A 23,170-nucleotide genomic window follows, 5' to 3' on the forward strand; every position below is an offset into this window, starting at 1 on the left:
CAAGTTGTAGCTAGGCGGCTAGCGCGTGTATCCCAGGAGCTTACTCAAGTAAGTGACTGGGGTGCACGCGTGCAGCCAACAACGCTACGGCTTGAAAGACGAGGGTCATCACGCTTGAGTGATGCGCTTATACACCACCGGCGTCGCTTCCGGCGCCTTATCGCTCAGCGTCATTGCGCTGCGCACCGCATCGGCCGCCTGCTGCCAGCTCTCTTCATCGTTGGCGTGGATCATCGCCAGCGGCTGCTGGGAATCCGCCGTATCGCCCAGGCGCGCCATCTCGGTCAGGCCGACGCTGTAATCGATGGCGTCGCTCGCCCGACGGCGGCCGCCGCCCAACGACACTACCGCCATGCCCAGCGCACGGGTATCCATGGCGCTGATGATGCCCGGCTTTTCAGCATACACCGGCTTGCTCAGCGTTGCCGCCGGCAGATAGCTATCGTAGCGTTCGACGAAGTCTATCGGACCCTGCTGCGCCGCCACCATGCGGCCAAACACCTCCGCCGCCTTGCCGTTATCCAGCACCGCCTGCAGCTTGGCGCGCGCGTCGGCCTCATCTTGCGCCAGGCCGCCGGACAACAGCATCTCTACGCTCAGCGCCAGCGTCACTTCCAGCAGGCGCGGGTTGCGGTATTCGCCGGTCAGGAAGCGCACCGCTTCGCGCACTTCCACCGCGTTGCCGGCGCTGGAAGCCAGCACCTGATTCATGTCGGTCAGCAGCGCGGTGGTCTTGCAGCCCGCGCCGTTGGCCACGCCGACGATCGCCTGCGCCAAATCTTGCGACAGGGCATAGGTCGGCATAAAGGCGCCGGAGCCGACCTTCACGTCCATCACCAGCGCATCCAACCCTTCCGCCAGCTTCTTGGCCAGAATGGAGGCGGTGATCAGCGGGATAGAATCCACGGTGGCGGTGATATCGCGGGTGGCGTAAAAACGCTTGTCCGCCGGCGCCAGCGAGCTGGTCTGGCCGATGATCGCCACGCCGACGTCCTGAATGATTTTGCGGAAGGCGTTATCGTCCGGGAAAATATTGAAGCCCGGAATGGCTTCCAGTTTGTCCAGCGTGCCGCCGGTATGCCCCAGGCCGCGGCCGGAGATCATCGGCACATAGCCGCCGCAGGCCGCCACCATCGGGCCCAGCATCAGCGAAGTCACGTCGCCCACGCCGCCGGTCGAGTGCTTGTCGACGATCGGGCCGTTCAGCGCCAAACTCTTCCAGTCCAGCACGGTGCCGGAATCGCGCATCGCCATGGTGAGCGCCACGCGCTCCGGCATGCTCATGTCATGGAAATAAATGGTCATCGCCAGCGCGGCGATCTGCCCTTCCGACACCACATTGTCGCGAATGCCGTTGATGAAAAAGCGGATTTCCGCTTCGCTTAACGGCTGGCCGTCGCGTTTTTTACGAATAATTTCTTGAGCCAGGAACAAGGCATCCCCCTGTGTCGCCGAGAGTCGGTGCAGACGGGCGCGCCTGGCGCCCGCCAACGATATCGATCAGTAGCCGCCGCCGGCGGTCTGGGTTTGGTGGCCCAGCGCGGCCAGCAAGCTGGCCAGCAGGCTGGAAGCGCCAAAGCGGAAATGCCGCGCGTCGGCCCACCCTTCGCCCAGAATACGATCGGCAAGTTGCAGATAATGCAGCGCGTCTTCCGCGGTGCGCACGCCGCCGGCCGGCTTGAAGCCCACCGTCTTCGCCACGCCCATATCGCGGATCACTGACATCATCAGCTCGGCGCTCTCCAGGGTGGCGTTGACCGGCACCTTGCCGGTGGAGGTCTTGATAAAGTCGGCGCCGGCCTTGATGGCGATCTCGGACGCCTTGCGGATCAGATCGGCCTGCTTCAGCTCACCGGTTTCGATGATCACTTTCAGCAGCACGTTGGCCGCCTGGCAAGCCTGTTTGCACTGTTTCACCAGCTCGAAACCGACCTGTTCGTTGCCGGCGATCAGCGCGCGGTAAGGGAACACCACGTCCACTTCATCCGCCCCATAGGCGATGGCCGCGCGGGTTTCCGCCAGCGCGATGTCGATATCGTCGTTGCCATGCGGGAAGTTGGTCACGGTGGCGATACGGATGTCCGGCGTGCCTTGCTCGCGCAGCGCCTTACGCGCCACCGGGATAAAACGCGGGTAGATGCAGATGGCCGCCGTGTGGCCGGCCGGGCTGTTGGCCTGACGACAGAGGGCGATCACTTTCTCGTCGGTGTCATCATCGTTCAGCGTGGTTAAATCCATCAAGTTCAGCGCACGTTGCGCTGCTGCGGTTAATTCGGTCATAAAACTCTCCAACTGAGTACCTGGGTGTTGGCGAGCGGACTTGGTTCCATGAAGATAGCGCAGGGGAACGGCGTTCCCGCGGCGGCAACTGAGATCCTTCTCACCGCACATGGCCACCCGCCTTGCGGCCGGCCAGTAATAGCTATTTGAACACGAATGCCGGGGGTGATTCGCGTTCATCGTCACACTATATGAAATAGCACTGTAACAGACCGGAATTATATGTGAAGAACATCACAAAATAACGCGATATCGTTCACAAATTCGCTAAAGAAGCGGCTGAAGATCGCGGGTGCGGCGAACACCCGCGTTGCTTAGAGTATAGGCGGAGTCCCGCGATCGGTCGCGCCGGCGCGGGCTCAGCGAGGGCTTACAGCGCCAGGAAGAAGCCGGCGATGGTGGCACTCATCAGGTTGGACAGCGTGCCCGCCGCCACGGCCTTCAGACCGAAACGCGCGATGTCATGGCGACGGTTGGGTGCCATGCTGCCCAAACCGCCCAGCAGGATCGCCACCGAGGAGAGGTTGGCAAAACCGCACAGCGCAAAGGAGATGATCGCCTTGGTGTGCGTTGACAGCACCTGCAGGCCTTCCGCCGCCACCACATCGTCCGGGCGCAGATAGGCGCCGAAGTTCATATAGGCGACAAACTCATTGACGATGATCTTCTGGCCGATAAACGAACCGGCGGTCATCGCTTCACTCCACGGCACGCCAATCAGGAAGGCGATCGGCGAGAACACCCAGCCGAGGATCAGCTCGAGCGACAGCTGCGGGTAATCGAACCAGCCGCCGATGCCGCCGAGAATGCCGTTGAGCAAGGCGATCAGCGCGATAAACGCCAGCAGCATCGCGCCGACGTTCAGCGCCAGCTGCATGCCGGAAGCCGCGCCGGAAGCCGCCGCGTCGATCACGTTGGCAGGACGATCCTCTTCGGCGATCAGCTTCATCGCATCGTCTTTATCGTGGGTCTGCTCGGTTTCCGGCACCATCAGCTTGGCAAACAGCAGCCCGCCCGGCGCGGCCATGAAGGACGCGGCGATCAGGTATTCCAGCGGCACGCCCATCTGCGCGTATCCCGCCAGCACCGAACCGGCCACCGAAGCCAGGCCACCGCACATCACGGCGAACAGTTCTGACTGGCTCATGGTGGCGATATACGGACGCACCACCAGCGGCGCTTCGGTCTGGCCGACGAAAATGTTGGCGGTCGCCGACAGCGATTCGGTGCGCGAGGTGCCCAGCAGCTTGTGCAGGCCGCCGCCCAGCACGCGGATCACCAACTGCATGATGCCGAGGTAGTACAGCACCGCAATCAGCGAGGAGAAGAACACGATCACCGGCAGGACGCGCAGCGCGAACACGAAGCCGCCGCCGCCGAACACTTCGAACATCTTGTCGGACACCAGCCCGCCGAAGATGAACGAAATGCCCTGATTGCCGTAAGCGATAACGTTTGCCACGCCGTTAGACATACTGCCGAGGATGCTGCGGCCCAGCGGCACGTACAGCACCAGCGCGCCGATACCGACCTGAATGATGAACGCCCACACCACGGTGCGCAGTTTGATGGCCCGACGGTTACTGGAGAGCAGCACCGCAATGGCGATCAGCACCGCCATCCCGACCAGACTCATGATGAGTTGCATGCAAAGTTTCCCTGTTGCAAAAAATAAAATACATCCCTGCTCATGAAGAGAGGTCTGCTATTGGAGTGTTTCGGGGGGGATTATACTGAGCGAGGTCACCCTCGCACCGATTTATGTCACAAATGTATACAACGAGACGCAAATGAAAATCTTATAACGTGACGCAAGTCACGTTATGCAGACCTCAATTCGGCATGGCGAACAGCGCTTGGGTATTGCGTTGCAGGTGGGCGGCTATCTCATCGGCCGGTTCCGGCCGCAGTTTGCACAGCGCGTGAAACACCTCGGCGGCGCGCTCGGGGCGGTTCGGCTGCCCCTGATAGCCAGCCAGCGGCATGTCCGGCGCATCGGTCTCCAGCAGCAGCGCCTCAAGCGGCAGCTGCGCCATCACGGCGCGCGTTTTCTGCGCCCGCTCATAGGTGATGGTGCCGCCCACGCCGATGTAATAGCCGAGGCGGATAAACGCCTGCGCCTGCGACAGGCTGCCGGCAAAGCCGTGCACCACGCCGCGGCGCGGCAGCTGCATGCGCCGCAGCGCGGCGGCCAGCTGGTCGTGGGTGCGGCGCGAATGCAGGATCACCGGCAGGTCATGCTGTTTCGCCAGCTTCAGTTGGGCCAGCAGCACGCTTTGCTGCCGCTCGAACTGTGGGTTATCCATATACAGATCGAGCCCGATCTCCCCCACCGCCACCAGCTTGTGCGGCCGTTCGGCCAGCAGCGCCGCCAACTGTTCCAACTGCGGCTCATGATGCTGCGCGATATACAGCGGGTGCAGCCCCAGTGCGGCGAACAGCGGCGCATGCTCCTGCGCCAGCCGCAACACCCGCGCGAAGCGATCGGCGGTGACCGTCGGGACGATGATGCGCTTTACGCCGGCGCTTGCCGCCCGCGCCAGGCTCTCGGCCTCATGCCCGGTAAAGGGCGGGAAATCGAAATGGCAGTGGGTGTCGGTAAAGGCGTAACTCACAGCGCGCCCCCTTCACCCGGCGGCAGATCGCCCGGCAGGATGATTTTCGGCGCCGCCACCGCGGCCTCCGGCTGCGCCGCCCGCTCGGTGGGCATGGCGATGTCGGTCACGATCGGCGAAGGCATTCTGACGTTCTCCGGCTGGATCAGGCGGCGCGACAACGCTTTTCGCACCTTCATGCCGTCGGGCTCCTGCTGCGCCATCCACTGGCCGACGGTGGCCAGGAAGTAGCGGCCGCAGCGGCGCCCCAGGTGATAATCCTGATTGAGCGCCCCCAATCGGCTGCCCAGCGCATTGCTGGCCAGCGGCTTCGGCGGGAAGATCTCGAAGATGCGCAGCTTGCCCGGCGGCTTTTCGATAAAGCGCTGGATGCGGTGATAGCTTTGCTCGTGATGCTGCAGGATGCGCACCATCTGCTGCAGGCTGCTGTCGCTCAGCCAATGCTCCATGCGCTTCATCCACTGCGGGGTGTAGTACATTTGCGAAGGCACGGTGCGGATCACCACGATGGTGTCGGCGCCGCGGCGATAGGCCTCTTCCACCGGGATCGCATCGCTGATGCCGCCGTCCTGATAGCTGACGCCGTCCAACTCCACGCCCTGACGGTAGAAGCCGGGAATGGCGCTGGACGCCTTGATGGCCGGCAGCCAGCGTTCGCGCTGCGCCGGCAGATAGGTCGGCTCGAAATCGTCGCTGCGGCAGGCGCACAGCAGGAATTCGCGCCCGTCGGTAAAATGCTGTTCCGCCACGTCCATCGCCAGCGGCATCTGCGCCGCCGCCGTATCAACCAGCCAATCGAGATCGATCAGATGCCCGCCGCGCACGAAGCGCAGCGGATTGAAGAACTGTGCCGAAGTGGTGTAACGGGTGATCACCCGACGCGCGTAGCCCATCTGCCCGCAGATATAGGCAGACAGATTCTGAGCGCCGGCCGATGTGCCGATCAGCAGATCGAAAGGGTTAAAGCCCGCGCGCTGAAACTCGTCCAGCACGCCGGCGGTGAAAATGCCGCGCTGGCCGCCGCCTTCGCAGACCAACGCCATTTTTCCTGGTCGAAAAGGTTTAGACGCCAGCGGTTCTATATTGCCGAGCGTGATGGGTATTCTGTATCCCAACTTGGCATCCTCAGTGAGACGTTTTCTCCGAGGATACCGCGTCTCGCTCTCTTCCGTAATCCTCTTGCAGCACGCCGACGAGGAAATCATTGCTGCCGGCCAACCAGGCACCATCGCTGCCGGACCATTCGGCCCAAGCCTGCCATACCTGACCTTTCAGCTGTTTCCAGCGCCCGACGATGATGTCGCTGTTCATGGCCGGCCCTCCCCGACGTGAGAAAAGGAATTAAGCTTTGTTACAGTTTGCGGGAAAATGCCGGCCGGCTAAGGGCGCCGACGGCCGGTGAACAGACTGACCAGGAACAGGATGATGCCGACAACGAACACGACTTTGGCGGCCCAGGCGGCGGTGCCCGCCAGCGAACCGAACCCCAGTGCCGCAGCGATAAGCGCGATGACTAAAAAGATAATGCCCCAACGAAACATAAGCTTCTCCTTACCATTGTGAAAAAATTCGCTGCCGTCTACCGCCCCGACAACGGGACATCGACGGCAAATCAGTTTCTTTTTTTGGTGGTACACGTCGGGCCGCCTTGACGGCCCGACAGATGCGGCTTGTTGTTACTTGTTACGGGCGCCTGGCGGGATTACTGCTTGACCACCAGGTCGTTTTTCACGCTTTTCACGCCGTCGATAGCCTTGGCGATGCTTTCGGCACGCTCAGACTGCGCCTGCGTTTTCACTTCACCGGAAAGCTGCACCACGCCATCGGTGGTTTCCACTTTCACATTGCGCGACGGCACGATGTCATCGGCCAGCAGCTTGGCTTTCAGCTCGCTGGTGGTGGCGGTGTCGCCGGCATACGATTTGATCGACTGGTTGGCTTCATCTTTCACGTGCAGCTTGTCGCTGACGGTTTTGACGCCTTCCACCTTGCCGGCAACCGCAACCGCATGCTCCGCCTGCGCCTGGCTGCCGACAAACCCGCTCAGGATCACGGTGCCTTTTTCGGTTTTCACCGAAATGTCAGTGCTTTTGATGCTCTTATCGTCCACCAATGCACTTTTAACTTTAGCCGTTATCGCGCTGTCATCCATGTAACCGTCAACTTTTTTCATGGAGCTATCGATTTTGGCACCGGCACTGTCCGCGGCGTTAGACGCCTTGTTGAGCAGACTGTCTTCGGCCAGCGCAGTGCCGCTCACCAAAGCAGAACCCAAAACAACAGCCATCAGCGAGTGTGCAAATTTGGTCTTTTTCATCGATCTCTTCCTTTTGTTGGGGGCCCCAGCGCCAGAGCGCCGGAACCCTTCAGCCGCCTTCACGCGGCCTCTCGGTAAATACTTCATCATCGCTATACGATTAAGCGTTCACGACAGGAATATTGCAACCGCCGTGCCAACTCCATAAACGCCTTAAAAATCAAACAAAAAAAGCGTTGAGTCGGATTTTTAATCAAAAAACTGTCGCCTATTGACGACAGACTAAGTGACACGAAACGGTAAAACAGTCATCTCATTGATATTTAAGGAAACAGACTGTCTCCTATCGGCAACACATCAGAATAACTCACCAAACAATCAGCGTATTATAGTGATTTACTCTCAAGCAATGTGCGGACATCTCGTTAAAGATAGACCATGCGGCGGAAAACGCAGGCCAATCGCGTCTCGCCTGGGCGACATCGATTCGCAGGATAAAATATGAGGAAGATTTATTAATTAGCGGAGTGAGAATACGGGGAATTGGCAGGGCGCACCGGGCGCCCTGCCGATGTATCAGTGTTCGCGGGTCTTGCGGAAGGTCACGTCAGGATAGCGTTCCTGCGTCAGGTTGAGGTTCACCATGGTCGGCGCGATGTAGGACAGGTTGTCCCCACCGTCCAGCGCCAGGTTGATCTCGTTCTTGCGCTTGAACTCTTCGAACTTCTTCACGTCGTCGCACTCGACCCAGCGCGCCGTCGACACGTTGACCGACTCATACAGCGCTTCCACGTTGTACTCGCTCTTCAAACGCGCCACGACCACGTCGAACTGCAGCACACCGACCGCGCCGACGATCAAATCGTTGTTGGCGATCGGGCGGAACACCTGCACCGCGCCCTCTTCGGACAGCTGCACCAGCCCCTTCAGCAGCTGTTTCTGCTTCAGCGGATCGCGCAGGCGAATGCGGCGGAACAGTTCCGGCGCGAAGTTCGGGATGCCGGTGAACTTCATGTCTTCACCCTGAGTGAAGGTATCGCCGATCTGGATGGTGCCATGGTTGTGCAGACCGATGATGTCGCCCGGATAGGCTTCTTCCACGTGCGAACGGTCGCCGGCCATAAAGGTCAGCGCGTCGGAGATCACCACGTCTTTGCCGGTGCGCACCTGACGCAGCTTCATGCCCTTCTCGTAACGGCCGGACACCACGCGCATAAAGGCCACGCGGTCGCGGTGCTTCGGATCCATGTTGGCCTGGATCTTGAACACAAAGCCGGTGAATTTCTCTTCCGCCGCCGTCACTTCACGGGTGTCGGTTTTGCGCGGCATCGGCGCCGGCGCCCAGGCCACCAGGCCGTCCAGCATATGATCCACGCCGAAGTTGCCGAGTGCGGTACCGAAGAACACCGGGGTCAGCTCGCCGCTCAGGAACGCCGCCTGATCGAACTCGTGGGAAGCGCCCTGCACCAGCTCCAGCTCATCGCGCAGCTGCGCCGCCAGATCTTCGCCTACGGCGACATCCAGCTCCGGGTTGTTCAGGCCTTTGACGATGCGCACTTCCTGAATGGTGTGGCCTTTACCGGTCTGGTACAGGTAGGTTTCATCCTTGTACAGGTGGTAAACGCCTTTAAACAGCTTGCCGCAGCCGATCGGCCAGGTGATAGGCGAACAGGCGATTTTCAGTTCGCGCTCGACTTCGTCCATCACTTCCATCGGATCGCGGATGTCGCGGTCCAGCTTGTTCATGAAGGTCAGGATCGGCGTGTCGCGCAGACGGGTGACTTCCATCAGCTTGCGGGTACGATCCTCAACGCCCTTGGCGGCGTCGATCACCATCAGACAGCAGTCCACGGCGGTCAGGGTGCGATACGTATCTTCGGAGAAGTCCTCGTGCCCCGGGGTATCCAGCAGGTTGACCAGGCTGTCGCGATACGGGAACTGCATCACCGAGGTGGTGATCGAGATCCCACGCTGCTTTTCCATTTCCATCCAGTCGGATTTGGCATGCTGGCTGGAGCCGCGGCCTTTTACCGTACCGGCGGTCTGGATCGCCTGTCCGAACAGCAGCACTTTTTCGGTAATGGTGGTTTTACCGGCATCGGGGTGCGAGATGATGGCGAAAGTTCTTCTTTTGGAGACTTCGCGGGCAAATTCACTAGGAGACATGGTTTTCAGGTTCTACGGTTAGTCCGCCCTGCGACATCATCAGAACGCGCCGATCGCGGCGCCGGGCAAAGCGGTGAATAAAAGATAACAGCCGGGCATTTTCGCCGATTTGCCAACCGGTGACAATCAATGCTTTTTCCGGCCGGGCTGATTACCCCAGCGGCAGCGCCATCACGATCGCGTCTTCGCGGCCGTGGGCGCTCGGGTAATAATTGCGGCGCACGGTGACTTCGTTGAAACCAAGATCTTCATACAGCGCGATCGCCGCCTGGTTGGAGGCACGAACTTCCAGCCACAGCGTAACCACGCCGCGGCTCTCCAGCTGTTTGATCAACGCGTTGAGCAACAGGCGGCCAAAGCCCCGGCGCTGGTGCTGCGGATGAATGGCGATGTTGAACAGCGTGGCTTCGTCCAGCACGATCTGCGTGATGGCGAACCCCGCCATCTCCCCATCGGCGCTCAGCTTCAGGTTAAGGTAGCGATCGCCCTGATTGCTGGCAAAGGTGGTTTCCGTCCAGGGGAAAGCGTGGCTGGCTTGCTCAATGTTGAAGGCCGTGGCCAGGTCGGCCGCCGTCAGGGTAGAAATCGTGTTCATGATGACAAATCTGCTGCCAGAGGGCGCGTTTGGCCCCCGCGTCTTGGGAAAGCTCGGCCAGCGCCGGGCTGTGTAGCTGCGCGCCGGCGACCGCGAGCGGTTCCGTCACGCCCAGCCGCCAACTGTTGCATGCGGTCTCTTCAGGCAGCATCGCCACCTGTTCCGGCGTCAGGCTGTAGGTTTGCGCCGGCGTCAGCCCCAGGCTGCGCAGCACGTCGCAAAACAGCGGATCGTCGGGCGCCGGCTGCGTCTGCGCCACCACCAGCAGGCGCGTCTCGGGCGGCAGACTGACCGCCACTTCGCCCTGCAACACGCCCGGGCGGCGCAATGTCCACTGCGTAATACCCAGTTGTTGTAACAGCCAGTCGCGTTTTGATGCCATGCCGATTCCTACCCGTTGTGGTGCGCCATGCCTGCCATGCGCCGCGCTATGCTAACAAACCCGCGCAGCCCGCGCCAACAAACCCGTCGAACATATCGCCACAAAGCTCTATAATCCCCGGTCTCATTTCCAGGAGCCAATATCTGATGTCTGCATTAACCCCCGCCAGTGAAGTCATGCTGCGCCACAGTGATGAATTTATCGAACGCCGCGTGCTGTTTGCCGGCGACCTGCAGGACAGCCTGCCGGCCCAATTCGAGGCCGCGGACGTGCGCGTCCACACTCAGCAATACCATCACTGGCAGTTACTGAACCGGACGATGGGCGATAACGTGCAGTTCGGTTTGACCGTCGATCCCGCTTTCGTCGCCGACTGCGACACGCTGGTTTACTACTGGCCGAAGAGCAAGCAGGAAGCGCAATTCCAGCTGTGCAACATCCTGGCGCTGCTGCCGGTGGGCGCGGACGTGTTCGTGGTCGGTGAAAACCGCAGCGGCGTGCGCAGCGCCGAGCCAACGCTGGAAGGCCACGTCACGCTGGTGAAAATCGACAGCGCGCGCCGCTGCGGCCTGTATCACGGCCGCCTGGACGCGCAGACCGAGTTCGACCTGAACGACTGGTGGGACAGCTATCAGCTGCACGATCTGGAAGTGAAAACGCTGCCGGGCGTGTTCAGCCGCGACGGTCTGGACGTCGGCAGCTCGCTGCTGCTGTCGACGCTGGAAAAACACATGAAAGGCAAGGTGCTGGACATCGGCTGCGGCGCCGGTGTCATGGCCTCGGTAATGTCCAAGCTGTCGCCGAAAGTCAAATTGACCCTCAGCGACGTCAACGCCGCCGCGGTGGAATCCAGCCGCGCGACGCTGGCCGCCAACGGCATCGAAGGGGAAGTGATCGTCAGCAACGTTTACTCCGACATCACCGGCCGTTTCGACATGATCATCTCCAACCCGCCGTTCCACGACGGGCTGCAGACCAGCCTGACCGCCGCCGAAACCCTGATCCGCGGCGCGGTGAAGCACCTGCCGATCGGCGGCCAACTGCGCATTGTCGCCAACGCCTTCCTGCCATACCCGGACATTCTGGACGCCACCTTCGGCAGCCACGAAGTGCTGGCGCAGAACGGCCGCTTCAAGGTGTACCAGGCGACCGTCGGCCGTCCGCCGCGCGCGCCGAAGAAGAAATAATTCGCCGTTGGCGGAAAACGACAGAGCGCGGCCTGCAGGCCGCGCTTTTTTTTAACCGTTGATGTAGGTCATCGACTCCGCGCCGTAGCGATCGCCGGCCGCCGCACTCAGCGGGAACACCGCTTCAATCGCCGCCAGCTCAGCCGCGCTCAGCGTTATCTCCGCCGCCGCGACGTTCTCTTCCAGGTAACGACGGCGTTTGGTGCCGGGGATCGGCACGATGTGTTCCCCCTGCGCCAACACCCAGGCCAGCGCCAGCTGCGAAGGTTTAACGCCCTTCTGCGCCGCCAGCTCGCTCACCTTCTCCACCAGCGCCAGATTGCGGCTGAAGTTTTCCCCCTGGAAGCGCGGGTTGCTGCGGCGGAAGTCGTCCTCGGCCAGATCCTCCGGCCGCTGGATAGCGCCGGTGAGGAAACCGCGCCCTAGCGGGCTGTAGGGCACAAAGCCGATGCCCAGGCGCTCGCAGGCCGCCAGCACGCCCTGCTCGGCGTCGCGCGTCCACAGCGAATATTCGGTCTGCAGCGCGGTGATCGGATGCACCTTGTGCGCCCGCTCCAGCGTGGCGACCGACGCCTCGCTCAGGCCGATGTGGCGGATCTTGCCTTCCCGGATCAGATCCGCCATCGTGCCCACGACGTCCTCGATCGGCACCTGCGGATCGACCCGGTGCTGATAATAAAGATCGATCTCCTCCACGCCCAAGCGCCGCAGGCTGCCCTCGACGGAGCGCCGGATATACTCGGGCCGGCTGCTGACGCCGCGCGCCGAAGGATCCGCCGGATCGCGCAGGATGCCGAACTTGGTGGCCAGGAACACCTGTTGCCGCTTGCCTTTGATCGCTTCCCCCACCAGCTCTTCGTTGGTGTGCGGGCCATACATGTCGGCGGTGTCGAGCAGCGTAACGCCCAGCTCCAGCGCCCGGTGCAGCGTGGCGATGGCTTCCTGCCGATCGGCGCCGGTGGAGTAGAAGTCGCTCATGCCCATGCATCCCAACCCCAGGGCGGAGACGACGGGACCGTGGGAACCGAGTTTACGTTGTTGCATTGTGCTGCCCTCATGCGGTGAATGGATAACGCAGCAAAGTCTGGTTGTTTACGCGACAAAGATAAATAATGCAGATTGCACATCACTGTTCAAAAATCACCAACAATCCGGAGTGGTAATGGATCAGGTTCAAGCCATGCGCATTTTTACCCGCATCGTCGAACTGGGCAGCTTCAGCCGGGCGGCCGAACGCCTGCAGCTGCCGCGCGCCACGGTCAGCAACGCGCTGAAACGGCTGGAACAGCGGCTGGGCGTGCGCCTGCTGATCCGCACCACCCGCCAGGTGCAGGTGACCAGCGAAGGCAGTCTCTACTATCAACGCTGCGTGCAGTTGCTGGGCGCGCTGGAGGAGGCGGACACGCTGTTCAGCCACCATAAGCTGCAGCCGTCCGGCAAAGTGCGCATCGATATGCCCCATTCGCTGGCGCGCGAGGTCGTCATTCCGGCGCTGGACGACTTCTACCGGCGCTATCCCGACATCACGCTGGCGCTGGGCGCCAACGACACCCACGTCGATCTGCTGCGCGAAGGCGTGGACTGCGTGCTGCGCGCCTGGGAAACCGAAGACGACAGCCTGGTGGCGCGGCGCATCGCCCAGTTGCCGCAGGTCACCTGCGCTTCCCCCGCTTACCTGCAGGCCCACGGTACGCCGCTCGACATCGATAGCCTGACGCCGCACCGCGCGGTGGGGTATTTTTCGCTGGCCAGCAACCGCGATTACCCGCTGGAGTTTTGCCGCGGCGGCAAGCTGGAACTGCGCGAACTGCCCGCCCGGCTGAGCGTCAGCGGCGCCGACGCCTATATCGCCGGCGCGCGCGCCGGCATGGGATTGATACAGGCGGCGCGCTATTCGCTTGCCCCTTGGCTGGAACAGGGCGAACTGGTGGAAGTGCTGGCGGAAACGCCGCCTCCGCCGATGCCGATTTACATCATGTATCCGCCCGGCCGTTTCCTGGCGCCGCGGGTCAGAGTGTTGATTGATTGGCTGATTTGGCTGTTTGACCAGCAGAAAAGCGGCGATATGGCTGTTTTTCCAGCAAACGCCCGCAAAGCGGGGAAATAACTGTTGACGTGTCCGCCAAAATCTCTAGAATTCGCCTCCGTGGTAACGTTACTCCGGTAATGTTTCTGGTACGCGAAGGTGGCGGAATTGGTAGACGCGCTAGCTTCAGGTGTTAGTGTCCTTACGGACGTGAGGGTTCAAGTCCCTCTCTTCGCACCAAATAACCACATGATTTATATTGCACTCAGCATCGATGCGAAGGTGGCGGAATTGGTAGACGCGCTAGCTTCAGGTGTTAGTGTTCTTACGGACGTGAGGGTTCAAGTCCCTCTCTTCGCACCACGCTGGCGACGTAATATAAATCAAAGCAACAACATCGACTGTGCGAAGGTGGCGGAATTGGTAGACGCGCTAGCTTCAGGTGTTAGTGTCCTTACGGACGTGAGGGTTCAAGTCCCTCTCTTCGCACCAATTGATGATTTCCCCGGCAGTATCCTCGAAAAAATCCCAACGCATTGATGAATCACACGCTTAAGCGTGGTTTTGCCGTTTCCGGCGTTTCACCCGAAGCTGAAGTTTAGGCTGACAGCCGCCAGGCCGCCCGCCAGCGCCATACAGGAAGGCAGCAGCAGATAGTGGCGCAGCCGGCTGTTGAACAGCATCACCAGCGTGGCCAACATCGCTATCACGATCAGGGTGCGCAACTGCACCATATCCAGGTCGATCAAGGCCAGCAGCGGCATCAGCGCACAAGGCAGCAAAACGCCCCAGGCGCTGGCCAGGCGATCCCCGAGGCACCAACTGATGCCCCACAGCCCGCACGCGGCAATCATGGCGGTGAGCATGACAACCCCCTTCAAGTGATAATGATAACCAATATCATATAACACTTTTTTGGCCGCCGCATCATTTTCACTGCGCTGACCAAACCCAGATGACACCAGCATGAAAAAATGATAATTTGACATAAGAAAATTCCTAGTCCTGTTTGCATGATAATAATCACAATCCTCAACCATGCAATTCAAGTGGATATTCGCGCCAAAGGAATGCTTCTCAACCTTAATTATTCGACAGAACGACTTTGCAAAGAGTGACCTCCGTATGAACGCCCGTTCTTATCAGGAATTACTGAACAGCAAGCAGCGCCTGGCATTATTTCTTTTTCTGATAATGAATGCCGCCTCTTCCGTATTTACATTATTGTTCCCTTTTAGGGATACGCCCGCATTTACCCTACCTTTATTATGTATACCGCTATTTTGTCTGGTAGCCGCGCTATTGTCCCTGCAAACGCCACGCAAATACTTGTGCAAACTCAACCTGTTCGCCGGCGTGATCGGCCTGCTCTGGGCCGCACATATTTACGTTAAAAGTCAATATTGCCTACCGAATAACCAAGATTTTTTATTAATTAGTTTGTTTAGCATCTTTTTTATCAGCGCTATTTCCCTGACGGACAACTTTACCGCCTTTTGTTTACACGCCGTGCCTTCCGCAATGGTGATCCTGGCTTTAGACGGCATGCATAATACCCTGCGGATATTATTCACCACGCTATTACCTATTATCGCTTTCTCCATCCACCACCTGATGTTGAAACGCAGTGAAATCTTTACTCACGCGCTGGTGGCCAACCTGTATAACGAGCGCGATAAATTCAATAATTTGAGCATGATCGATCCTCTGACCGGCCTTTATAACCGGCGCGGGCTGGAGAATAAGATCACGATGCTGCTGGAACCGCAAACCGGCCATCATTACGTGCTGTTGCTGGATATCGACCACTTCAAGGTCTATAACGACAGCTACGGCCACGCCATGGGCGATCGGGCATTGGTGCAGGTGGCGGTCGCCATCCGCGATGCGGTGCGTTCGCGCGACATCGTGGTGCGTTACGGCGGGGAAGAATTTTTGGTGCTGCTGACCAACGTGCACGAAGGCTACGCGGCGCAACTGGCCGAACGGGTGCGCCAGCGGGTGGCGGAGCTGAACATCCCGCACGGCGCCAGTCCGCAGCACAGCGGCACGCTGACGCTCAGCGCCGGCATCTCCGCGCTGGAAAAACTGGACATCGAATCGGCGATAGGCGCGGCCGACGCCGCGCTCTATCTGGCGAAGCACAGCGGCCGCAACAATATTCAGCTGGCGCAAAACGTCCAGCCCGCTGCCGTTCACTCTTAAGCCGCCGTGGTAACGGCGCGGCGGCTGACATCAACACTTATACGGCTATACGGCGGTGGAACGCAGCCCGTTCAGCAACAGGTTCAAACTGGCCAAGGCTTGTTCCAGCCCCACGTCTTTTTCCGGATGATGGGCGACCCACAGCGCGGCATCCATCAGGCCGCCGTTGATTAAATGCGCCAGCGCTTCCGGCTCGGCGATAGCGATACGCCGCTGCGCCATCAATACCTCCAATGCGCCCGTCATCCAGCTGATGCACGCCAGCTTGCTGGCCCGCAGATATTCAGCTCCCAGCACCGAAGGTGAATCACGCAACAGAATGCGTTGCGCTTGCGGCTCCGTCATCATGATCAGATAACTGCGGCAACGCGCCGCAAAAGCCTCCCAGTCATCCGCAGTACTCGCGGTTATCTCAGCCAGATGCGCATCCATCTCCGCGTCTATCGCCTGCACCACCGCCAGGAACAGCCCCTTTTTATCGCCAAAATGGTGATAGAGCGCGCCGCGCGTCAGGCCGGCCTGGGCGGTGAGATCATCCATCACCGTTTCGGCATACCCCACGTTGCCGAATTGCAGGCGGGCCGCCGCCACCAGCTTTTGTCGGGTTTCTTCAATCATTTCGGTACGCGCTTTACGTGCCATGGGTTCACTCCCGCCTCGTTATTGATGACGTTATAATTGACATACGCCATGTATGTCAATTAACGTAACATACGTGGCGTATGTCAATGATGGACATTGAGCGAATACCGAGCCGCAACATTCCGGAGCCCATTTTATGGCAAATCCTTATTTCAAACTGTTCACCGCCCCGGGCAGCAAGGCGTTTTCCTCTGCCGGGCTAATCGCGCGCCTGCCGGTCTCGATGACCGGCATCGGCATCATTACCATGCTCTCGCAGGTACGCGGCTCCTATTGGTTAGCGGGCGCGGTGGCGGCGACGTTCGCCTTTTCCATGGCGCTGCTCGCGCCGCAGATCGCGCGCGCAGCGGATCGCTTCGGCCAACGCCGAGTGCTGCCGTATGCCACCGGGACCAGCGCGATCGCCCTCTTGCTGCTGCTGATTTGCACTCGCTGCCAGGCACCGGATTGGGCGCTGTTCGTCTTCGCCGCGCTCGCGGGCGGCATGCCCAGCATCTCCGCGATGGTCAGAGCTCGCTGGAGCGAAATTTATCGCGGCACGCCGCAGCTGCACACGGCATTTTCATTCGAGTCGGTGTTGGACGAAGTCGCCTTTATCATCGGCCCGCCGATCGCCGTGGGGCTCAGCGTTTCACTTTTCCCAGAAGCCGGCCCTCTGGTGGCCGCGCTGCTTCTGGTGGCGGGCGTCACGGCATTCGCCTTGCAAAAAAGCACACAGCCCCCGGTTTACACCCGCAACAGCGAGCGGCAGCGCGCCATCCTGGCTATGCCGTCAATGCAAATTCTGGTGCTGGCGCTGATCGCCCTGGGCACCATTGTCGGCACCGTGGACGTCATCAGCGTGGCCTTCGCCGAGCAGCAAGGCCAGCCGGCCGCCGCCAGCATCGTGCTGTCGGTTTACGCGTTTGGCTCCTGCCTCGCCGGGCTGATTTTCGGCGCAATGAAGATCCCCGTCCCCTTGCCCCGCCTGTTCTTATACGCGGCGTTCGCCACCGCATTCACTACCCTGCCGCTGCTGTGGGTGCACAATGTCTTGACGCTGGCGGCGGCGATGTTTGTCGCCGGACTGTTTTTCGCGCCGACCATGATCATTGCCATGGGGCTGGTTGAAAACATCGTGCCCCCCGCCAGGCTGACGGAGGGATTGACCTGGATGGTCACCGGTCTGGGGATAGGCGTGGCGTTCGGCGCAGCCCTGGCGGGCCTGGCGATCGACGCTGCGGGGATAACGGCCGGCTTTGGCGTCACGCTCACGGCCGGCCTGGTCGTACTGCTGGTGGCGGCCGGCGGCTATCGCCTAATGCGGCGAACGCTGGCCTTGAAAGCGGCGTGAACCGCCTGCGCTAAACGGTTTCCCAAATCGCCTTGCCCTGCCAGCGCCGTTCGATCGCCACCAGAAACAGTTTCACTTTGGGGGAGAGATGGCGTCGGCTGGGATAGACGGCGCAGATCGGCGGCCCCGGGCGACAATAGCGTTCCAGCACCGGCACCAGCGTGCCGGCCGCCATCTGTTCACCGACCAGAAACGCCCCTACCTGACACAGACCTGCCCCGGCGACGGCCGCATCCCGCAATGCCTCGACGTTGTTGAAACGCATCCGGCCGCGCACCGGCTGTTCGTGCAGTTGGCCGTTAACCCGATAGCGCCAGGGCGCCGGCAATCCCTGGTGGCTGAAGACCAGCGTCTCGTGATCGCCCAGCGCCTCCGGTGTCGCAGGCGTGCCGTAGCGCGCCAGATAGTCCGGCGCCGCGCAGGTGATCAGGCGGTGCGGCGCGAGCACCCGCCGCACCAGCCGACTGTCGTCGCTGCCGCCGACGCGGATCGCCACGTCGATACCGTCGCGCACCAAATCGCTGTAATCGTCGGAGAAGCTGACGTCGGCGTCCACCTCCGGCCACTGCGCCAAAAATTCCCGCAGAATCGGCAAAATATGCAACCGCCCCAACGAGACCGGCACATCCAGCCGCAGCCGCCCGCGCGGGGTTTGCCGCCGCGTATTGAGCGCCGTTTCCGCCTCTTCGGCCTGCGACAGGATGCGCTGCGCATATTCGTAAAACACCGCGCCGTCTTCGGTCAGGCTGACGCTGCGCGTGGTGCGCTGCAGCAGCCGGGTCGCCAATCGCGCCTCCAATCGGTTCACGCATTTGCCCGCCGCCGATCGGGAGATGCCCAGTCTCTCGGCCGCCAGCGTGAAGCTGCAGGCGTCGGCGACGCGAATGAATACCAGCAGGTCGGTCAGGTTATCCAACGGCATAGACGGTAAATTAGCCACGCTTTGTCCCCAATGTTGCGCATTCAGGCCAGTTTATCAGCCATTTTGGCGCGGATACACTGGGGTTCGTCATCTGTTGGGAGAGTCATTATGAGTGCCTTACACGCCGACGGCGGCGCAAAAGCGTGGCTGGCGACCTTCGCGGTCGGCCTGTCCACCTTTACCGTCGTCACCGCAGAAATGCTGCCCGTCGGGCTGCTGACCCCGATCGTCAGCACCCTGAACGCGTCGATCGGCCGCGCCGGGCTGCTGATTTCCCTGCCGGCCCTGTTCGCCGCGCTGTTCGCCCCGCTGGTGGTGCTGGGCGCCCGGCGCACAGACCGCCGCAACCTGCTGGCGGGCTTTCTGCTGCTGCTGATCGCCGCTAACCTGCTGGCCGCCGCCGCCACCTCCCTGGCGCTGCTGTTCGCTGCGCGCATCCTGCTGGGTTTTTGCATCGGCGGTATCTGGGCCATCGCCGGCGGGCTGGCGGAACGCCTGGTGCCGCCGGCCTCCGTCGGATTGGCGCTGTCCATCATCTTCGGTGGCGTAGCGGCGGCCTCGGTGTTCGGGGTGCCGCTCGGGGTATTCCTCGGCGAAGCGCTGGGCTGGCGCATGGCGTTTCTGGCGGTCGCCGTTCTGGCGGCGCTGACCCTGCTCCTGCTGGTGTGCGTGCTGCCGCCGCTGCCGGTCACGCAGGCGATCGGCTGGCGGTCGTTCACCGCGCAACGCGCGAATCGCCGGCTGCTGACCGGGCTGCTGCTGACGTTTCTGCTGGTCGCCGGTCACTTTATGGCTTACACCTTTGTCCGTCCGCTGCTGCAGACGGTCTCCGGCATCGAGAGCCGCTGGGTGGGGCCGCTGCTGTTCGCCTACGGCATCGCCGGCCTCGTCGGGAATTTTATCGCCGGCCAGGCCGCCGCCAAACGGCTGCGCCGCACCCTGGCGCTGATCGCCCTCGGGCTGGCGCTCGCCGTCCTGCTGCTGCCGCTGCTGGGCCACACGCCGCTGAGCGGCGGCGCCTTCCTGCTGCTGTGGGGCATCGCCTACGGCGGCGTTTCCGTTGCGTTGATGGCGTGGATGCTCAAGGCGGCGCCCGATGCGGCCGAGGTCGCCTCTTCACTGTATATCGCGCTGTTTAACCTGGCGATCTCCTGCGGTTCGCTGGTGGGCGGGCTGGTGGTGGATGCCGGCGGCCTGACGATAAACGGCGCGCTGTCCGGCCTGGTGCTGCTGCTGGCGTTGGCCATCCTGATGGGGACCCGGCGGCAGATGCCGAAAACGGCGGCGAAAGCCGATTCGCCGCCGGGGTGAATCAGGCGCGGCGCTGCCGCAGGCCGTAAACCAGCACCACCGCGAAGCACAGCAGCGGCAGCAGATAAGAGAGCGCGGTGCTGTAACGGTCGGCCAGCGCCCCCATAAAGTAAGGCATGATGGCGCCGCCGACGATCGCCATGATCATGAACGAGCTGGCACGCTTGGTGTGCTTGCCCAGATTTTTCACCCCCAGGGCGAAAATGGTCGGGAACATGATCGACATAAAGAAGAACACCGCGATCAGCGCCACCACCGATACGCCGTCTACGCTCAGCATTACCACGCCGCACAGCGCGATGTTGATCAGCGCATAGACCGCCAGCAGCGTCGCCGGTTTGACCCGTCCCATCAGCCAGGTGCTGAAGAAACGTCCGACCATAAAGCAGATCATGGCGATCGACAGCAGGTAAGAGGCGCTCTGGTTAGACACCTCGCGCCAGTGCTCGGTGGCGTAGTTGATGAAGAACGCCCCCACGCCCACCTGCGCCGCCACGTAGAAAAACTGCGTGATGACCCCGCCGACGAAATGCGGATGCTGCCACAACCCCTGCGCTATCACGCCGTGCACCGGTTTTTCCTCTTCGCGGATCGCCGGCAGCCGGGTGCGGCTGAACAACAACGCGATCAGCAGCACCAGCGCGGCGATCGCCACATAGGTCATCTTCACCGCGCTCTGATCGCCGCCGCCGACGGACTGGCCGGCGGAGAAGAACAGCGTGCCGCCGATCAGCGGGCCGATAAACTGCCCGAGGCCGTTGAACGACTGCGCCAGGTTGAGCCGCCGTTCGGCGCCCTGCGCGTCGCCCAGCACCGTGGCGTACGGGTTGGCCGCCGTTTCCAGGCAGCCCAGGCCGCTGGCGATGACGAACAGCGCGAACAGGAAGACGCCGAAGCTGTTGGCCGACGCCGCCGGCACGAACAGCAGCGCGCCCAGTGCGTACAGGCACAGCCCGACCAGAATGCCCGCCTTATAGCCCTTGCGATCCATGAAATAACCGGCGGGCAGCGCCACCAGGAAATAGGCGCCGAAGTACGCCGCCTGCAGCAGCCCCGACTGCGCCTTGGTGACGTGCAGCGTCTCCTGAAAATGTTTGTTCAATACGTCCAGCAGGCCATAGGACAGCCCCCACATGAAGAACAGGCTGGTGACCAGGATAAAGGCCCAGCGCAGATTGGCGGTCACGGGGACGCCCGGCTGCGCGGAGGCCGCACTTTTATCAGCAAGCATGGTGATACCCTCGTATCGTCTGGCGATGATGATGTTGGCGTTATTGCTGTTGCAGAGAGAAAATCCGCGCCATTTCCACCCATTTTTCGCCCTGCGGCGTCCAGGGGGTGGCGGCCTGGTAGTGCCACATCAGCGCTTCCCATCGCTGTACTTCGGGGTTGTTCAGGCTGGCGGCGTCAAAACGCGCGGCGTCGAAATCGGCGCTGACCTCCACGATCATGAACAGCCGGGTGCCCAACCGGTAAATCTCCATGTCCAGAATGCCGTGCTCGCGCAAATGCGCGGCGATGCCCGGCCAAATGCGCTGATGATGCTGCTGGTACTCCGCAATCAGCGCCGGTGAGTCAATCAGATCGAGCGCCTGGCAGAAACGGCGCCGCCCTGCCGCCGCGCCGCTCACGTCAGCGCCCGATCGAGATGCAGGTAGCCGCCGTCCACCGACAGCCACTGCCCGGTGGTGTGCGATGACCGCGACGACAGCAGAAACGCCACGGTATCGGCGATCTCCTGCGGCGTGGTCATGCGCTGCCCGAGCGGAATGCGCGCGGTGATCTTCTCCATCTGCCGCTGCGGCTCGGCGAAGGTGTTGAGCCAGCGCTGGTACTGCGGGGTGATCACCTCCGCCGGCACCACCGCGTTCACCCGCACCCCATCATGGCGCAGCGACACCGCCCATTCGCGCGTCAGCGCCAGCACCGCGCCCTTGGCGGCGGTGTAGCCGCTGGTGCCCCCCTGCCCGCTGAGCGCGGTCTTGGAGGCGATGTTGACGATGGTGCCCCGGCTTTCCCGCAGCGCCGCCTGGCACAGGTGCGCCATCAGGTAGTAGTGCACCAGGTTCTTTTCCAGCGAGCCGACGAACGCTTCACGCCCCGCCTCCAGCCCGACGCCGTCGTTGACTCCGGCGTTGTTCACCAGCCCGTCAATGCGGCCGAAGGTCGCCAGCGTCTGGCTGACCGCCCGGCGGCAGGCCGCCTCGTCGCACAATTCGGTGAGGATCACCTCGGTGCGCGGCTGCAGCCGCTGTAAATCGGCCAGCAGCGCCGCCTCCGGCGCGGCGTTGGTGACCAGCACCGGGATCGCCCCTTCCTCGGCCAGCACATGAGCAATCGCCGCGCCGATGCCGGCACCGCCGCCGGTGACCAGCACCACCTTATCTTGCAGATACAGATCCATAACCAGACTCCGTTAACCCGTAAATTCGCCGGGCGGTATCGCCCCAAATCGCCGCCTGCTCGGCGGCCCCCAGCGTCGAGAGGGCCCGTTCACACAGTTGCACCACCTGGCGGTAGTCGCCGGCCAGCAGGCACACCGGCCAGTCGGAGCCGAACATCAGCCGCTGCGGGCCGAACGCCTCCAGCGCGGCGTCGAAGAACGGCAGCAGTTCCTCCGCCCGCCACCGGCCACCCGGCGCCTCGGTGATCAGCCCCGACAGCTTGCAGGCCACGTGCGGCAGCGCCGCCAACGGCCGGATTTGCTGCGCCCAGTGCCGCGCGCCGCGCGCGATGTCCGGCTTGCCGAGGTGATCCAGCACCAGCCAGTGTTGGTCGTGGCGGCCGGCAAACGCCGCCGCGGCCGCCAGATCCCGGTGCGTCACCAAGATCTCGTACACATACCCGGCGCGCTGCAGCGTTTGCATGCCGCGATCCACCTCCGGCCGCGCCAGCCAGGCCGCCGGATCCGCTTCGTCCTGCACCTGATGGCGCACCCCGCGCAGCGCGCTGTAAGGCCACCAGGCCTCCAGACGCTGCGCCAGCTGCGGCGCGGTGATATCCAACCAGCCCACCACGCCGCATACGCCCTCGCTCTGCTCAGCCAGCGCCAGCAGGGCCAGCGTCTCGTCCTCGCTGGGGCGCGCCTGCACCGCCAGCGCGCCGTCGAAGCCGTGTTCCTGCAACAGCGGCCGCAGCCGGGGCGGATCGAAATCCTGTCGCAGCACGCGCATCCGCTCGTCGATCCACGGGTAGTGCTGCGGGTGGTAGCGCCAGTAGTGCTGGTGAGCGTCGATGCGCGGCATGCGA

The 23,170-nt window shown here is 62.0% G+C and carries 24 protein-coding genes and 3 tRNA genes; 8 read left to right on the plus strand and 19 right to left on the minus strand.

Features of this window, described 5'->3' with window-relative positions; genetic code table 11:
- Positions 1-108: 108 nt before the first annotated feature.
- From deoA to ACSBQS_RS15165, 11 genes are all read right to left on the minus strand, one after another.
- Positions 109-1,434, minus strand: a complete 1,326-nt coding sequence (deoA, locus tag ACSBQS_RS15115; RefSeq protein ID WP_033641794.1) for a thymidine phosphorylase — start codon at positions 1,432-1,434, stop codon at positions 109-111.
- 66 nt (positions 1,435-1,500) lie between these two features.
- The gene (gene deoC / locus ACSBQS_RS15120; protein ID WP_033641793.1) at positions 1,501-2,280 is read right to left on the minus strand and encodes a deoxyribose-phosphate aldolase; all 780 of its coding nucleotides are present in this window, start codon (positions 2,278-2,280) and stop codon (positions 1,501-1,503) included.
- Positions 2,281-2,650: 370 nt separating this feature from the next.
- On the minus strand, positions 2,651-3,928 hold the full coding sequence (locus ACSBQS_RS15125; protein WP_004933076.1) for a NupC/NupG family nucleoside CNT transporter: 1,278 nt from the start codon (positions 3,926-3,928) through the stop codon (positions 2,651-2,653).
- A gap of 184 nt (positions 3,929-4,112) precedes the next feature.
- Positions 4,113-4,895 (minus strand): TatD family hydrolase, encoded by a 783-nt coding sequence (locus tag ACSBQS_RS15130; protein ID WP_197749986.1) that lies wholly within the window; start codon positions 4,893-4,895, stop codon positions 4,113-4,115.
- Positions 4,892-6,010, minus strand: coding sequence for a patatin-like phospholipase family protein (locus tag ACSBQS_RS15135; protein WP_033651706.1), 1,119 nt, complete (start codon positions 6,008-6,010; stop codon positions 4,892-4,894). Before ACSBQS_RS15135 ends, ACSBQS_RS15130 begins: the two co-directional genes overlap by 4 nt.
- 10 nt (positions 6,011-6,020) lie before the next feature.
- Entirely contained in the window at positions 6,021-6,206 is a 186-nt protein-coding gene (locus ACSBQS_RS15140) for a CsbD family protein (RefSeq protein WP_004933086.1), read from the minus strand.
- Positions 6,207-6,274: 68 nt separating this feature from the next.
- Complete coding sequence (locus tag ACSBQS_RS15145) at positions 6,275-6,436, minus strand: DUF1328 domain-containing protein (RefSeq protein ID WP_004933089.1); 162 nt, start codon at positions 6,434-6,436, stop codon at positions 6,275-6,277.
- A 161-nt stretch (positions 6,437-6,597) separates the two neighbouring features.
- A complete protein-coding gene (osmY, locus tag ACSBQS_RS15150; protein WP_033641790.1) occupies positions 6,598-7,212 on the minus strand; it encodes a molecular chaperone OsmY in 615 nt (204 codons plus the stop codon).
- 516 nt (positions 7,213-7,728) lie between these two features.
- A complete protein-coding gene (prfC, locus tag ACSBQS_RS15155; RefSeq protein WP_033641789.1) occupies positions 7,729-9,318 on the minus strand; it encodes a peptide chain release factor 3 in 1,590 nt (529 codons plus the stop codon).
- Positions 9,319-9,469: 151 nt separating this feature from the next.
- The gene (gene rimI, locus ACSBQS_RS15160; RefSeq protein WP_197749985.1) at positions 9,470-9,913 is read right to left on the minus strand and encodes a ribosomal protein S18-alanine N-acetyltransferase; all 444 of its coding nucleotides are present in this window, start codon (positions 9,911-9,913) and stop codon (positions 9,470-9,472) included.
- Positions 9,858-10,295: a DNA polymerase III subunit psi gene (locus tag ACSBQS_RS15165; protein ID WP_033641787.1), complete on the minus strand. Its 438-nt coding sequence runs from the start codon at positions 10,293-10,295 to the stop codon at positions 9,858-9,860. Before ACSBQS_RS15165 ends, rimI begins: the two co-directional genes overlap by 56 nt.
- 146 nt (positions 10,296-10,441) lie before the next feature.
- On the opposite strand from ACSBQS_RS15165, the gene rsmC reads away from it, so the two are divergent.
- Complete coding sequence (gene rsmC / locus ACSBQS_RS15170) at positions 10,442-11,482, plus strand: 16S rRNA (guanine(1207)-N(2))-methyltransferase RsmC (protein ID WP_033641786.1); 1,041 nt, start codon at positions 10,442-10,444, stop codon at positions 11,480-11,482.
- Between the two features lie 51 nt (positions 11,483-11,533).
- On the opposite strand, the gene ACSBQS_RS15175 is transcribed toward rsmC, so the two are convergent.
- Positions 11,534-12,526, minus strand: a complete 993-nt coding sequence (locus ACSBQS_RS15175; protein ID WP_047025178.1) for an aldo/keto reductase — start codon at positions 12,524-12,526, stop codon at positions 11,534-11,536.
- A 118-nt stretch (positions 12,527-12,644) separates the two neighbouring features.
- On the opposite strand from ACSBQS_RS15175, the gene ACSBQS_RS15180 reads away from it, so the two are divergent.
- The 4 genes from ACSBQS_RS15180 (at position 12,645) to ACSBQS_RS15195 (ending at position 14,000) form a co-directional block, all read left to right on the plus strand.
- Entirely contained in the window at positions 12,645-13,589 is a 945-nt protein-coding gene (locus ACSBQS_RS15180) for a LysR family transcriptional regulator (RefSeq protein WP_033651709.1), read from the plus strand.
- A 72-nt stretch (positions 13,590-13,661) separates the two neighbouring features.
- A tRNA-Leu gene (locus ACSBQS_RS15185) sits at positions 13,662-13,748 on the plus strand.
- Positions 13,749-13,784: 36 nt separating this feature from the next.
- A tRNA-Leu gene (locus ACSBQS_RS15190) sits at positions 13,785-13,871 on the plus strand.
- Positions 13,872-13,913: 42 nt separating this feature from the next.
- Positions 13,914-14,000, plus strand: a tRNA-Leu gene (locus ACSBQS_RS15195).
- Positions 14,001-14,089: 89 nt separating this feature from the next.
- Here the strand turns inward: ACSBQS_RS15195 and ACSBQS_RS15200 are convergent.
- The gene (locus ACSBQS_RS15200; RefSeq protein WP_197666603.1) at positions 14,090-14,374 is read right to left on the minus strand and encodes a DUF1435 domain-containing protein; all 285 of its coding nucleotides are present in this window, start codon (positions 14,372-14,374) and stop codon (positions 14,090-14,092) included.
- Positions 14,375-14,633: 259 nt separating this feature from the next.
- Between ACSBQS_RS15200 and ACSBQS_RS15205 the strand changes: the two genes are divergently transcribed.
- The gene (locus ACSBQS_RS15205; RefSeq protein WP_434991231.1) at positions 14,634-15,713 is read left to right on the plus strand and encodes a GGDEF domain-containing protein; all 1,080 of its coding nucleotides are present in this window, start codon (positions 14,634-14,636) and stop codon (positions 15,711-15,713) included.
- 45 nt (positions 15,714-15,758) lie between these two features.
- Here ACSBQS_RS15205 and ACSBQS_RS15210 read toward each other — a convergent pair whose 3' ends face one another.
- Positions 15,759-16,355: a TetR/AcrR family transcriptional regulator gene (locus ACSBQS_RS15210; protein ID WP_033641781.1), complete on the minus strand. Its 597-nt coding sequence runs from the start codon at positions 16,353-16,355 to the stop codon at positions 15,759-15,761.
- A gap of 136 nt (positions 16,356-16,491) precedes the next feature.
- Here ACSBQS_RS15210 and ACSBQS_RS15215 point away from each other — a divergent pair, with 136 nt between their 5' ends.
- Positions 16,492-17,688, plus strand: a complete 1,197-nt coding sequence (locus ACSBQS_RS15215) for an MFS transporter (RefSeq protein ID WP_060659973.1) — start codon at positions 16,492-16,494, stop codon at positions 17,686-17,688.
- A 10-nt stretch (positions 17,689-17,698) separates the two neighbouring features.
- Here ACSBQS_RS15215 and ACSBQS_RS15220 read toward each other — a convergent pair whose 3' ends face one another.
- Positions 17,699-18,610, minus strand: coding sequence for a LysR family transcriptional regulator (locus ACSBQS_RS15220; protein ID WP_047572736.1), 912 nt, complete (start codon positions 18,608-18,610; stop codon positions 17,699-17,701).
- A gap of 108 nt (positions 18,611-18,718) precedes the next feature.
- Between ACSBQS_RS15220 and ACSBQS_RS15225 the strand changes: the two genes are divergently transcribed.
- A complete protein-coding gene (locus ACSBQS_RS15225; RefSeq protein WP_047025175.1) occupies positions 18,719-19,921 on the plus strand; it encodes an MFS transporter in 1,203 nt (400 codons plus the stop codon).
- Position 19,922: 1 nt separating this feature from the next.
- Here ACSBQS_RS15225 and fucP read toward each other — a convergent pair whose 3' ends face one another.
- The 4 genes from fucP to ACSBQS_RS15245 are packed head-to-tail and all read right to left on the minus strand — an operon-like array spanning position 19,923 to position 23,166.
- Entirely contained in the window at positions 19,923-21,152 is a 1,230-nt protein-coding gene (gene fucP / locus ACSBQS_RS15230; RefSeq protein WP_060659976.1) for an L-fucose:H+ symporter permease, read from the minus strand.
- 40 nt (positions 21,153-21,192) lie between these two features.
- Positions 21,193-21,552 carry an L-rhamnose mutarotase gene (locus tag ACSBQS_RS15235; RefSeq protein ID WP_015376547.1) on the minus strand — a complete coding sequence of 120 codons (360 nt, stop codon included), beginning with the start codon at positions 21,550-21,552 and terminating at the stop codon, positions 21,193-21,195.
- Positions 21,549-22,325: an SDR family oxidoreductase gene (locus ACSBQS_RS15240; protein WP_197666604.1), complete on the minus strand. Its 777-nt coding sequence runs from the start codon at positions 22,323-22,325 to the stop codon at positions 21,549-21,551. Before ACSBQS_RS15240 ends, ACSBQS_RS15235 begins: the two co-directional genes overlap by 4 nt.
- Positions 22,303-23,166, minus strand: a complete 864-nt coding sequence (locus ACSBQS_RS15245) for an amidohydrolase family protein (RefSeq protein WP_434991043.1) — start codon at positions 23,164-23,166, stop codon at positions 22,303-22,305. The genes ACSBQS_RS15240 and ACSBQS_RS15245 overlap by 23 nt, the downstream gene beginning before the upstream one ends.
- Between the last annotated feature and the right edge of the window lie 4 nt (positions 23,167-23,170).

The sequence above is a fragment of the Serratia sp. H402Y genome, assembly GCF_051172415.1.
Taxonomy (GTDB): Bacteria; Pseudomonadota; Gammaproteobacteria; order Enterobacterales; family Enterobacteriaceae; genus Serratia; species Serratia ureilytica.